At 40.1% G+C, this 13,878-nt stretch carries 11 protein-coding genes and 1 pseudogene; 3 read left to right on the plus strand and 9 right to left on the minus strand.

Going from position 1 to position 13,878, the window contains the following annotated elements:
* Positions 1-88 precede the first annotated feature (88 nt).
* Together AC27I2_RS09450 and AC27I2_RS09455 are read left to right on the plus strand one after the other, a co-directional pair.
* Entirely contained in the window at positions 89-2,485 is a 2,397-nt protein-coding gene (locus AC27I2_RS09450; RefSeq protein ID WP_487204106.1) for a TonB-dependent siderophore receptor, read from the plus strand.
* 127 nt (positions 2,486-2,612) lie between these two features.
* Positions 2,613-3,560: a carbohydrate kinase family protein gene (locus tag AC27I2_RS09455; RefSeq protein ID WP_487204107.1), complete on the plus strand. Its 948-nt coding sequence runs from the start codon at positions 2,613-2,615 to the stop codon at positions 3,558-3,560.
* A gap of 95 nt (positions 3,561-3,655) precedes the next feature.
* Here the strand turns inward: AC27I2_RS09455 and AC27I2_RS09460 are convergent, their stop codons facing one another.
* From AC27I2_RS09460 to AC27I2_RS09475, 4 genes are all read right to left on the minus strand, one after another.
* A complete protein-coding gene (locus AC27I2_RS09460) occupies positions 3,656-4,060 on the minus strand; it encodes a hypothetical protein (protein WP_487204108.1) in 405 nt (134 codons plus the stop codon).
* A gap of 171 nt (positions 4,061-4,231) precedes the next feature.
* Positions 4,232-4,612, minus strand: coding sequence for a SpoIIAA family protein (locus AC27I2_RS09465; protein WP_487204109.1), 381 nt, complete (start codon positions 4,610-4,612; stop codon positions 4,232-4,234).
* Positions 4,613-4,715: 103 nt separating this feature from the next.
* Positions 4,716-5,408, minus strand: a complete 693-nt coding sequence (locus AC27I2_RS09470; protein WP_487204110.1) for a cupin domain-containing protein — start codon at positions 5,406-5,408, stop codon at positions 4,716-4,718.
* A 77-nt stretch (positions 5,409-5,485) separates the two neighbouring features.
* A complete protein-coding gene (locus tag AC27I2_RS09475) occupies positions 5,486-6,109 on the minus strand; it encodes a glutathione S-transferase family protein (protein WP_487204111.1) in 624 nt (207 codons plus the stop codon).
* Between the two features lie 201 nt (positions 6,110-6,310).
* On the opposite strand from AC27I2_RS09475, the gene AC27I2_RS09480 reads away from it, so the two are divergent.
* On the plus strand, positions 6,311-6,838 hold the full coding sequence (locus AC27I2_RS09480; RefSeq protein WP_058404892.1) for a TetR/AcrR family transcriptional regulator: 528 nt from the start codon (positions 6,311-6,313) through the stop codon (positions 6,836-6,838).
* A gap of 68 nt (positions 6,839-6,906) precedes the next feature.
* Here the strand turns inward: AC27I2_RS09480 and AC27I2_RS09485 are convergent.
* From AC27I2_RS09485 to AC27I2_RS09505, 5 genes and pseudogenes are all read right to left on the minus strand, one after another.
* A pseudogene (locus AC27I2_RS09485) lies at positions 6,907-8,373 on the minus strand (carbon starvation CstA family protein).
* A 302-nt stretch (positions 8,374-8,675) separates the two neighbouring features.
* A complete protein-coding gene (locus AC27I2_RS09490) occupies positions 8,676-9,593 on the minus strand; it encodes a carbohydrate kinase family protein (protein WP_487204112.1) in 918 nt (305 codons plus the stop codon).
* A gap of 2 nt (positions 9,594-9,595) precedes the next feature.
* Positions 9,596-11,116, minus strand: coding sequence for a mannitol dehydrogenase family protein (locus AC27I2_RS09495; protein ID WP_487204113.1), 1,521 nt, complete (start codon positions 11,114-11,116; stop codon positions 9,596-9,598).
* 39 nt (positions 11,117-11,155) lie between these two features.
* Entirely contained in the window at positions 11,156-12,877 is a 1,722-nt protein-coding gene (locus AC27I2_RS09500; RefSeq protein WP_487204114.1) for a purine-cytosine permease family protein, read from the minus strand.
* A 133-nt stretch (positions 12,878-13,010) separates the two neighbouring features.
* Positions 13,011-13,679, minus strand: coding sequence for an HAD family hydrolase (locus AC27I2_RS09505; protein ID WP_487204115.1), 669 nt, complete (start codon positions 13,677-13,679; stop codon positions 13,011-13,013).
* Positions 13,680-13,878: the final 199 nt, after the last annotated feature.

Consider the following 13,878-nt stretch of genomic DNA (forward strand, 5'->3'; position numbering starts at 1 on the left):
TTGCATCTTGTAAAAATTTTGTTATTTTTACTTAATCGATTAAGTAAAAATAAATAACCATTTAGGTTCATCATAACGAGGCGTTCACATGACAACACACAACACTCCTTTATATTTAATCAGTGCATTAGCACTTGCAGTAAGCCAAGGCATTAATGCTCAAGAAGCAGAAACAACACAGCCAGAAGCATCACAAAACAAAGGACTTGAAACAATCGTTGTAACCGGTGTTCCACGCCGTACAACAATTATGGCTTCAAGCGTATCAGTAAGCAGTGTTTCGCTTGAACAAGTTCAAGTTTCAACACCTCGCTCTACCGCTGAAGCATTTAGAATCATTCCTGGTATCCGTTCAGAATCTACTGGCGGTGAAGGTAACGCAAACATTGCAGTTCGTGGTCTACCGGTTGCATCAGGTGGCGCTAAATTTTTACAATTACAAGAAGACGGTTTACCTGTACTGCAATACGGTGACATCGCTTTTGGTAACGCTGATATTTTTATGCGCCTTGACAACACGGTACAAACGGTTGAGTCAATTCGTGGTGGTTCAGCGTCTACAGCAGCAAGTAATGCACCGGGCGGTATCATCAACTTTATCTCTAAAAACGGCGAAAACGAATCGGGCAGCGTTGCAACTACTGTTGGCCTAGATTTCGATAGTGTCCGTACTGATTTTGAATATGGTACTTATCTAACTGACAGTGTTCGCTTTCATGTAGGTGGTTTTGTACGCCAAGGTGAAGGCCCACGTGAAACAGGTTACACATCAAATAAAGGTGGTCAAATAAAAGCTAATTTGACTAAAGATTTCGAAAACGGCTATGTGCGTCTTTACTACAAACACTTAGACGACAAAAGCGTTGGCTACCTTCCAATGCCAATGTACTCAAATGGTGATTCAGTACCAGGGTTTGATTCTCAGTCAGATACACCGCATTCAGCCTTATTTACTAAAACAGTTCGCTTAAATGGCCAAAACCAAATTAGCAATGGTGACATTCGCGATGGCATGAACCCAAATGTTGATTCTATTGGCTTTGAAGCTGTATTCGACCTAGACAACGACTGGCGTATTGAAAACCGTTTCCGTAAGTCATCAGTTAGCGGAAACTTTAATTCTATTATCCCTGCTGAGGTAGGTGATGCATCAGCAATGGCAGCAAGCATTGGTGGAGCAGGCGCAACACTGAGCAACGCAAACACAGGTGACGCATTCAATGGCGATTTAGCAATGCGCATCCATACGTTTGACGTAACAATGAATGACTTTGACTCTATTGTTAACGACTTTAAACTAACAAAATCGTTTGACGATGACACAAGCCTAACGTTTGGTTACTACGCATCAACACAAAACATAGCTATGTCGTGGTTATGGAACTCTTACGTTATGGAGCTTAAAGGTGACAATGCCGCACTGTTAAACGTAACCGCAGCCGACGGCACTGAGTTTTCTGAAAACGGTTTATACGCTTACGGCACGCCATTTTGGGGCAACTGTTGTCAACGCGATTACGACACTGAATACGACACACGTGCACCTTATGTTGCTTTCTCAACTAAACTTGGTGACTTGAGTATTGATGCAAGTGCGCGTTATGACAGCGGTGAAGCACGCGGTAATTACGCAGGAGCAGTAACCTCTACTGTAGACATGAACCGTGATGGTGTTATTTCAGTACCCGAGCAAAGCGTTGTAGGTATTGATCATGCGAATGCAAGCCCAGTAAATTACGACTGGAGCTATTCGTCTTACTCAATTGGTGCTAACTACCAAATTGACCCTAGCCTTGCAACATTTGCACGTATCAGTAAAGGCGGACGTGCAAACGCTGATCGTCTTTTATTTGGTAAAGTACGCTCAGATGGCTCAGTAGCTGATGAAGATGCAGTTGATGAAGTAAATCAGTTTGAGTTTGGTGTTAAAAAGCGTTTTGACTCGCTATCGGTATTTGCAACAGCGTTCTACGCAGAAACTGAAGAACAAAACTTTGAAGCAACATCACAAACGTTTTTTGACCGTGAATACGAAGCCAAAGGTATTGAGCTTGAATCAACGTACTTCATGGATGCATGGGATTTTCGTGGTAACTTAACGTGGACTGATGCCGAAATAGCTAAAGATGCACTATCTCCTGACGTTGTAGGTAACACACCACGCCGTCAAGCTGATTTAATTTACTCACTAATGGCTCGTTACAGCTATGAAAAAGGTGCAGCAGGTTTAAGCTTTATTGGTACAACTGATGCCTACGCGCAAGATAACAATGACCTTAAATTTGATGGTTACACGCAGGTAAATGGCTTTGTAAGCTACGACCTATCTGAAAACCTTAGCCTTGCGCTTAATGTAAATAACCTATTTGACACAGTCGGTATTACAGAAGCAGAGGAAGGTTCAGTACCAGCAAACGGTATTATACGCGCACGTACAATTAATGGCCGTACTACATCATTAACGCTTAAATACGCGTTTAACTAACCGAGTCTGAGTGTGTTAAGCGCTGAAATGCAGTTTTATTTCAGCGCTTTATTCCTCGCTTAGCTCAAACTTTATTACTCTCCCGTAAATTTAACCTAGCTTAGCTAGGTTTTTTAGGATTTATAACATGACCAAATTACTTAGCCTTGGCGAGCTGCTTATTGATATGTTGCCACAAGACTCACACAACACAGCTTATTTACCTATTCCTGGCGGCGCACCTGCAAACGTAGCAGTAGGTTATGCAAAGTTGGGCGGAAACGCAGCTTTTTGTGGTGGTATGGGTGATGATTACTTTGCAAAACAACTTACTGACGCAGTAAAGCACTATAATGTCAGCACAGAGTATTTATTTACTATAAAAAATGCGCAAACAGCGATGGTTATTGTCAGCTTAGATGAAACTGGCGAACGCAGCTTTAATTTTTACCGCAATAACACCGCCGATCTACTGCTTACCCATGAACATTTACAAAAAATTCAGTGGGATGAAATAAGTACCCTGCATTTTTGCTCAAATACGCTTACAAGTATTGCCATTGCAAACACAACAATAAGCGCTCTAAAACAAGCAAAAAGTCATAATAAACTTGTTAGCTTCGACGTAAATTTACGATACAGCCTTTGGCATAACATTCGTGATATTGAACCTAATGTGCATGCCTGCTATGCCCATTGCGACATTATTAAATTATCTCGTGATGAGTTAAATTTTTTAGCAGAGCAATCAAATCAGTCAGGTGATGAATATTTACAATCGCTTATAGAGCTGGGTGTTAGTTTAATTTTCTTAACCGATGGACCAGAGCCTGCCACCGTTTACCATAAAACGTTTACCGTAAGTGAAGCCGCTCCAATTATTAACGCAGTAGATACAACCAGTGCCGGAGACGCGTTTATTGCAGGTGTTTTATATCACTTAAATCACTACAACGAGACGCTATTACCAAGCGACAAACTCAACAACGAACAAATAATTAAAGACGCATTAAGTTTTGGCCTTCGCTGTGGCTCAAAAGCTTGTTTATCAAAGGGTGCTTTTCCTGCATTGCCCGTTTTAGACGATGTACTTTGAGCTAATACACTCAGAAGTAGTTTAAAAGTTAATCTAAAAAAGCCCCTTTAGGTAAATACCTACAGGGGCTTTTTTACAATTACTAATTTAAGCGCTTATAAAGCAAGCTCTTCTTTAGCACGTGTTAAGTTGTGCGATACCATATCATTGTTAGATAGTTGTTTTGCTTCGTATAAATCAGCAAGGCCAGCCGTTTCGTTTTTAGCTTTTAAGCGAGCTATACCACGGTTACTTAGCGCGAATGATGTAAGCTCACGAACTTTAAATTTAGGTGCATCTGCATCTTGTAAAAGTGCAATTGCTTGAGTACAAATTTCATCAGCTTCAGCGTAATTTTTTGACTTAACATTAAGTGCGCAGCTATTAAAAGATTGCTCAAGTGGCTGCGGTGCGGTTTTCGCTTCAATAACCATTAGTTTGTAATCACTTTGATCAGCCATAGCAGCAGCTGAACATGTTAATAGTGAGCCAAGAGCGATAGTTTTGATAAGTGTTTTCATGGTCATAATCCTGTTTAGTTAAGTCGTGCTTGTTGCCGACAACTGAACTTTAGAGGATCCCTGTAAAACCGACAAACGATAAAAACAAAACTAATACGTGAATAAATCTAACTTATAGACTTTAGTCTAATAACGCTGCCCTAAGCCTAAAATCATACAACCTATTTAAAACTATTGTTCAAGCCATTCAATAGCGGCAGTGGCATTTTCAAAGTAAACCATTTCACCACAAGTAATACGGTTACCAATTTTTGCAACAGTCGCTTGCCATTTTTTATTACCGTAAATTGCCACTTTATTTAGCGCCGAATTGTGCTTTATACCCAAGTGAAAATCGTCAAACACAGCTTTTAACCCTACGCCTTGTATATCAATACCGTCTATTAATACATTAATAATAGGCTTGTTTACCTTTCGAAGCGCTGTATCAATCTCAGAGGTAATTGACTCGTAATCGTCGTATTTTAAGTTGCCAACGGCTTTTAAAGTTAAGAAAAATTCGCGTCCTGCGCCTTCTATATCAAGTGTTAAACTAGGAGTTAAATTTGCCATGGTATTTGCTCATTTTTATATTAAGTTTTGAGCATAAAACACCTTATATTAATCAATCATGAAGTAAATCAACAAAACAGTAGTTATCCTGAGCCTTGGTTAGTTAAGCTTGCTGCACTCGCGCAATTTGATTTTCTACATCGGTTAAATGCCCTTCTTTAACCCATAACTTCGCACCCAGTTTACCTGCTTTAGCCATAAGCTTAGTGCTCACTGGTGTGCGCAACCAGCTATGTTTTTCAAGCAAGTCTGTCCCTTCTGTCACGGTGCCTTCAATAACTAACATTTCAGCCCCACACTCTGCATCTAGAACAAACTGCGCATTAGGCGCTAAATGAATTAAGCTAACCTCCTCAAACTCATCTTTGTATAAAGGTGTTATTGTGATCCCAGGTTGTGTCGCGAGCGCAACGCTGCCCATAAAATCAGTCTGCAACCGAACATGCGTTCTATCTTGTGGCTGAAACTGCCAAAGCTTTACAAAAATAATACACCCCTTCTCAGATCCCGGTTTGTGCCTTGATTGCGGTGGATTTCTGATGTACGAACCGGCAGGAAAATCACCATGTTCATCCTGAAAAACACCTTCTAATACAAAAAACTCCTCCCCGCCGGTATGAATATGTGGCGAAAACTCACTACCAGGTGCATAACGCACAATACTGGTTGCGCGCGCAACCTCATCACCTATACGATCAAGAGGTCGCCTATCAACTCCGGCCATAGGCGACTTTACCCACGGTAATGTATTACTGTGCACCACCACACGCTGGCTGAAATCGGCTGCTATTTTCATACTTGCTCCTTACATTTTTGTTTTGCCAATTAAACTCAATATACCGAGTTTAATTGGCCTATTGAACACACTTTCACTTATAAGCCCGCTACGCTTGGCCGTGCTGCAACTGCTTTTTGCCACGCTAGCAAATGAGTTAAATGACTCGGTAGCGCAATGTTGGCAAACCCAGCAAACACTAATCCAGCATAAAGGGTTATGTCGGCAATACTAAAACTGTCACCTGCAACAAACGTTGTTTGCGCAAGTATATCGTTAAAATAGTTCAGGCTATTACGCGCCTTTTCACCTTGCTTTTCGCCCCATTCAACATTTTGATATGTCTCAAGTTCTGGGCCTAAACCATCAGTAGCATGATGAAAATACGTTGCAACGGCATCAAGTACCATTAACTCAGCTCGTTTTTGCATCATATTTATTACTGCGCGCTCTTTTGCCGTAATGCCCATTAATGATGGCCCTGTAAAAGCAGTATCAATATATTCAGTAATTGCCGTGCATTCAGATATAAATGTTCCGTCATCAAGCTCTAATACTGGTACACCTGCTAATGGATTTTTGGCTAAAAAAGCCTCTGTTCGGTGTTCACCATTCAGTAAATCTACTGGAATAAATTCAACATCAGCTGTCGCATTTTTCTCTGCCAGTGCAATACGAACGCGAAGCGGATTTGGGAAGTTCTCTACATCATAAACTTTCATTGTGTGACCTTTTTTAATTAACCTACCTACTGATAGGTATTTATATTCCTTAAACTAAAGTAAGTCAAATTTTAAAACAGCCATATAGGCGGAAAATTTTAAACGATTGAAAATTAATATTTTTATTTAAAAAAACATTAAGGCTTGATAATAACTATCTACTGGTCGATAATTTTAGTATCAAGAATAGGATAACGAAACATGAGCAAAAAAGAGGCCCTACTCAAAGCGGCAGAAAATAAAGTACGCCTAGGCGGATACAGCAATTTTAGCTTTAGAGAGCTTGCTAACGAAGTAGGTATAAAAAGCGCAAGTGTACATTACCACTTCCCTACCAAAGCTGATTTGGGCGCAGAACTTGCGCATCAATATACCGATGCGTTTCTGCTTTCATTAGGGGAACCCGCTGAGTTAAAAGCCCAAGGTAAAGATCCCATCGATTTTTACACATCGTTATTTAGGGGCGCGCTAGTAACCGATAAAAAAATGTGTTTATGTGGTTTACTTGGTGCCGAAAGCGACACCCTACCAGAAAAAGTACGTATAGAAGTAAAACGCTTTTTTACTAAAAATTTAACATGGCTAAGCGCTGCGCATTCGGTTAATGGTGACGAAAACCCACAAAAAGCCGCTATTCAAACAGTAAGTATGCTTGAAGGGGCAATGATGATAAGTAAAACTCTCGACGATCATAGCTACTTTGATTTAGCAACTCGAGACAGTAATTAACCACACGATTTAACGCATAAAAAAAGCGAGCTTATATAGCTCGCTTTTTAGTCTTACACGGAAATTATTTAAACTGCTGGGCTCGGTTTGTGCTTAGCATGCACTATAGCAAGTATAATTAGGCCAACGACCGCTACAACTGCCCCAATAGGTTTACCTAAATCGCTTGATAAATTAAAACCAATTGCAGCTGTTGTGATATACGACAAGGTAACAGCCGTTGCAATTACCGCAGGAACACTGGCAATCCAATGAAATGTACCACGGTCAAACAAATACTTGGTCGCTAACCACAATACGCTAGTAGACAGCAGCATGTTTGAAAACGCAAAGTAACGCCAAATTAATGAGAAATCTAACTTCGTCATAAAATAAGCGATAGTCAAAATAGGGAGCGCTAGCAATAAACGATTGCGTATACTTTGCGGAATATTAAAGGCATCAACCACGGTTAAGCGCAATGAACGAAACGCGGTATCACCTGAAGTAATTGGGAAAACAGCAACCGCAATAATTGCCATAATACCGCCAAATACACCTAAGTAACTATTTGCAATATGGTTTACAACTAAGCCTGGACCACCTTGGTCAAGCATTGCTTTTAAACCAGCATAACCTTCAGGGAACGCCGCAATACCAGCTAATGCCCAAACACAACCAACAATACCTTCACACATCATGGCGCCATAATACACCGGGCGCACATATTTTTCGTTTGTTAAACAACGAGCAATAATAGGAGCTTGCGTTGAATGGAAACCACTAATTGCACCACAGGTAATAGTTATAAATAACAAAGGCCAAGTTGGTAAGCCGTCGGGGTTTGGGGCTAAAAAGTCATGCGCGTGGTCGGCTTCAAAATACGCCAAAAAGTCGCCAGCAACCGGTAAGTGTGGTGCATTAATGAGTAACGACACGGCAACGGCTACAGTCATCACAATCATCAACAAACCAAAAATGGGGTAAAAACGTGTAATGATCTTATCAATTGGTAACAACGTTGCTAAAAAGTAATACGCTAATATAGCTAAAACCCAAAAAGTATTGTTGGCTAAAAATGTACCTTCAAATAGGTTTAGGTTACTTAATAGACCTGCTGGGCTCATAATAAATACAACGCCAACGAAGAACAGTAGCATAGCGGTAAATATAAGCATAAAGCCTTTAAATACAACGTTGTAATAATGACCAGCTATTTCAGGTAAACTTTTACCGTCTTCTTTTATACTCATTACACCTGAAAAAAAGTCATGTACGGCACCACCTAAAACATTACCTAGCACAATCCATACAAGCGCTATGGGTCCGTACAATGCTCCTAATATTGGACCAAATATAGGGCCTACACCGGCTATATTTAAAAATTGAATTAAAAAGGCACGCACAGGGTGAATAGCCACGTAATCAACACCTTCGCTAAAGCGCTTTTGTGGTGTATCAACCGTTGAATCCATGCCTGCTTGTTTTTCTACAAATGGGCTCTAAAACTTATATCCCAAAATTAATATGGTGAGGCAAATAAAAAAGATAATCATAAAGCACGTTTCTCTTTTGTATGTGTATTTAGGAGCGCAGTGTGAATCGCTCCGCATTATGTTGACCTAATAACCTTGGAACAGTATCAAAGCTGTTTGTGACAAACAATTAGACGTTTAGCTAATGCCTTGGTCGTAATCGCTCATGATTTGTTCAATTTATAAAGTAATTTAAAAGCTCGTTTTTAAACCTCTCGAATGCAGCTATTTAAACGTTCACAATGTGTGTTTACCACACAATTTTTCGGCAAAAAAAAGCGGCTAAGCATATTGCTTGAGCCGCTTTCAACACACAATTATTTTTAAAGAGGACGCATAAATTCGTTAATTTGTTGATGAGTCAATGTAGGTGTAGCACCTGCACTTTCTGCAACCATAGCCCCTACCGCACAGGCAAAATCAACCGCATGCTGAGCACAATCGCTGCTACATAACTGATATATCAATGAACCTAAGAATGAATCCCCAGCGCCCACTGTATCTATAACACCAATTAAATAGCCTGAGTTATAGTAATTTTCGCCTTTAATAGTGAGTAGCGCACCGTGGCTGCCTTTGGTTACACAAAGGTATTCGGTGTTAGTTTGCTCTGCAATAAACGCTAAGTTTTGCTCAAGTGAATGGAACTTACAGCCCATTGCTTTGGCAATCTCATAAAGCTCTTCATCGTTTAATTTAATGAAGTCGGCTTTATTCATTAAATCTACTAATGTGTCTAACGTGTAGTGTGGCGCACGTAAATTTACATCAAACACTTTAAAGTTAGCCACATCAACCAACTGGTTTAACGTAGCAAGAGAGGCTTCACTGCGGCCAATTAGGCTACCAAATACAAATACATCACTGGCTTGTACTTTTTCAATGAGTGAGTCAGTAAGCTCAATGTTATCCCACGCAGTGTCGGCTACTATTTCGTAGCTGGCTGAACCGCTTTTGTCTAAGGTAACTTGTACGGTGCTGGTTTTTTTGTCGTTATTAACAGCAATATAATCGCAACTAACGCCTTTTGCTTTAATTTCGCCAAGAAGCTCAGTACCTAATTCATCGTTACCTACTGCGCTTATCATATCGGCTTTAATACCTAATGAGTTAATGCGCACACACATGTTTAATGGTGCACCACCTAAGCGTTTACCTGCTGCAAAACAATCCCATAGCACTTCGCCAAAACAACTTACGCTTACGTCTTTACCTTGTTTAGAATCAATTAAAATGCTCATTATTAGTTACCTTTAGGCTCAAGCACGTTTTTCATAATTGCTTTAATTTTGCTTGCTGGTGCGTATAACGCGTCTACATTATTTTTGTAGTGAGACGTAAATGCGCTTTGCGTGTTTAAATCGCCAAATAAGCTTGTTAGCGATAAAAACGCCAATGAATCAGTAGCCGTTTTAGCCGCGGCTTCATGTAACTCGCTTTGCATTGAATCAATTACTTCAAGACTATTGCCTTGCTCATCTGTTTCTTTGTCGCTGTAAAAACACCATGCAGCAATAACCAGTGTAGCAAGTGATACATCACGCCCTTGTGCCAGGTTTTCGTTAATAGTGGCAATTAAAAACTTAGGTAGCTTAGCTGCGCTTTCTGAACAAATACGCGATAAGCTGTCTTTAATGTTAGGGTTTGCAAAACGCTCAATTAGCGTGTCTTTGTATACTTCTAGGTCTATGCCTTCTAGTTGCTCTAGGTTAGGCGTTACTTCTTTATCCATAAACGCGCGTAAGTACTTTGCAAATAAAGGATCTGATACTGTTTCGTCAATTGTGCCATAGCCATGCACAGAGCCCAGTAAACCCAGTACCGAGTGGCCCGCATTCAATAAACGAATTTTCATGGTTTCAAAAGGGGTTACATCTTTTACAAATTGAGCACCAGCGTTATTCCAATTTGGGCGCCCGTCACAAAATGAATCTTCAATTACCCACTGCGAAAACGACTCACAGGTAATTGGCCAAGCATCACTTACACCATATGTATCTGACACGTAGTCAATATCACTTTGTTTAGAAACAGGTGTAATGCGGTCTACCATTGCATTGGGAAACGAAACGTTTTCTTCAATCCATTCGCTTAATGCTGCATCTTGCTCTGCTGTAAAAGCAAGTAACATTTTGCGCGTTACATTGCCATTGTGTTGAATGTTATCGCATGACTGTACAGTAAATGCTTTTAAATCCTGCTCTTTACGTAGCTTTAACGCAGCGGCTATGTATCCAAATGCGGTAATAGGATCGTTCGGATTATTAATGTCGTTAATTATATCCGGGTTTTCATAATCAAACTCACCCGTTACTGGGTTAAAGTTGTAACCGCCTTCAGTAATGGTTAGCGACACAATTTTAGTATCGGGATGCGCCAATTTTTTTATAACTGCTTGTTTATTTTCTGGTGCGAACAAAAAGTCAATCATAGAGCCAATAACGGTATTGTCTATTTTCCCATTAGGGTGTCTTACCGTTAACGTATACAGGTAGTCTTGCTGCTTTAATACATCGCGAAGTCCACGGTTTGCTTCAAGTAGGGCAACACCGCAAATACCCCATTGCTCTGAACCTGGTGTTTTTAATAACTCATTAATATACATAGCTTGGTGAGCACGGTGAAAACCGCCAACACCAATATGAACTATGCCTGCTTTTACTTTACTACGGTCGTAATTGGGTGCATCTACATGGCTTGGCATGTATGCCAAACTTTGTTGGTTTAGCCCTTTAACAAGAGCGTCAGTGTGATGTTGTGTCATGGTGCGGCCTTACTAAAACAAAATTAAAAAACAGGTAAATTACAATGCAGCATTAAGCGCTTTGTGGCGCTTTAACGACCAGTAGGCTGTAACAAAATAAATAACCGTACAAATAAAACACGCTATCTCAAACTGTGATTTATTTGCGCCGTATGTGCTCATGGTGTCGCTAAAAAACATGACTTGGCTGGCAAATATACAAATAATGACAAGTGAAATAGTAGAAACCGTATTAAGTATTTTGGTAAAAAATGAGCTATCGATTACAGGCTTTGGAATATCTTTCGCCTGTGCCGCTTGGTACGCTTTTATGTCACTTTGCTCTTGCTCTTCAGCGGCAATGTGTTGTTTGTAATCTTCGCCAGCACCGTATTTTTTGGCTAACAGCGTGTAAATTACAATGGTGAAAAACCAAGTAGGTATAAACAAATAATAAAACGACATTACATCAATCGCATTTAAGCCAAAACCAAACACCAAGGCTAATGCCCAAGACGCTATAGCCGGTACGCTGCGAGTAATATTTTTATACTTAGCCCAATAACGGGTTAAACCAATTTTTGGAAACAATACATGCTCAGCAAATACAATTGCCCCGACAGGCACAACTAACAAACCGGCATAAGTAAGCAGTGGCAACATTTGAGAAAATACGAACGGAAAGCATGCAATTATCACTGTGACAACTCCAACAATAGCGGTTGTGCGTTCACGAGAATGATTTACAAAAATAGATTGTGCAGCCAATCCTGCACGATAAAGATTGGCGTTAGCTGTAGTCCAACCGGCAATAATTACAATAACAAAACCAGTCCAGCCTAATGCGTGGTAGGCCACATCACCCGGATCAAGTGATGAAATAGTGGTTTTAAGGAGTACAGCAACACCTGCGCCCATAATGCCGGCCGAGATCCACGCCAAGTAATGACCAAAAAACATGCCTACGCCCGAGAACAAACCATAGCTTTTACGCTTAGCAAACCTAAAAATAGCCATATCTATTAAACCAAAGTGAGTAATAGAGTTTGCAGCCCACGCAAAACCAATAACTTCAAGTAAACCTATCCCTGGTTCTCCTTCGGCATTCGTGCCCGTCCATATAGAAGGGTCGCCAATGGTCATAAAGTCACTAAAGCTTGTTAATGAGGTTGACCCAATTACATGATTTGAAAGTTCAGGAAAAAGTGCAAACGAACCCGCTATAAAAATAACAAATAGCCAAGGCGCACAAATTTTAGAAAAGTCGGCAACAGTAGAAAACCCATACATAGCCACAAACACAACAATAGAGCCAACGGCTAAAACAATACCCACAAACGCTAAACTATTTGGGTACCAATCTAACTGTGCGGGAATATCAAATAAAAACCGCACCGCCGTAGACGATACAGTAATCATTGCGGCCGATATAACACTAAAAATAATGACGTTAGCCCAGTTGTAGAGCTTAGTCATTGAGTTACCGGCAATCTTATTTAGATAGTTATATAAACTTAATCGCGTTTCTACGGCAATAGGTGCGGTAATTAGCCACCAAGAACACATAGCTAATAAATTACCAATTAATAAACCTAATAAAATATCGATAGTAGATGCGCCAAGTGCAACAAACGTTGCTCCAATAACAAACTCTGTGGCTGCAACATGTTCTCCTGCATATAAGCCCGCAAAGTGCTTCCAACCATGAAGCTTATTATTAGCAACCGGAAGTTGCTCCTCGTTTACATCTTTAAATGTGTGTGTGTGTGGACTCGTTGCCATGGTACTTCCTATTTATAAACACAGTAAAACTTGCCAAATACAGTGTATTTGGTCGAGTGAGCAGCTAAGCACTCACACTGTTAATTTTTACAACGTCATTCGTGTCAGTGTGGGACAAATTGACGCTGTTTTTCTATACATTTAGTGTTGGATACATTTCATAAAACATGTGCCAATGTGTTAGGTGATCAACATCTGGGTATGCCTTGTGCACAAAATTAATTGCACCTTGCATATGCCCTCCACCGCTGTAATGCAGTACTTGCATATTTGCAGCGATCGCAGCACTCACACCGGCTTTTGAATCTTCTATTACCAAACAATTAACTGGGTTAACGCCCATTTTTTTAGCGGCGTGTAAAAATAAATCCGGCGCAGGTTTTCCATTTTTTACTTCACTCGAAGTAAACACCTCGTCAAAATAATGGCTCAACTTAACAACATTTAACGCTTTCTCTGTTCGTGCTGGGCTACTACTTGTTGCAATACAGCTAGGCATAGCTAAGTTAGCTAACACCTCTTTAATGCCATTTGTGGGCATTAGGGCTCTTTCAAACTCATGTAAAAGCGCATTTCTATAATCAGCTTCAAATCGCTCAGGCAATTCAACATTAAATGCATCAGCTATCTTTTGAGTAACCGCTTTAAAATTGCATCCTAAAAAATGTTCTTGTACATAAGCACGGTCAATAAACACAGCTTTATCTACAAGCATATCGATGAGCACTTGCGCACTTAAAACTTCGCTGTCAATTACAACGCCATCACAGTCAAAAATAACCAGTTCAATTTTAGGGTTCATTTTTCTACCTTATTGCATTTAGTTTTATGCAAACACAAATCTGAGCATAAGCCCAGCAAGTGAGCATATTCTCTTTATTATTATAATATGTCAACACGTTGTGAACTTAAAAGCTCGCTACATAGCTTAAATAATCAACAACTCAATAAAAAAGCTGTTGATTTTCATTAGTTTTGATTTTAGCTGTTACGACTAAAAT

The sequence above is a fragment of the Pseudoalteromonas sp. NH0006-46 genome (assembly GCF_057547735.1).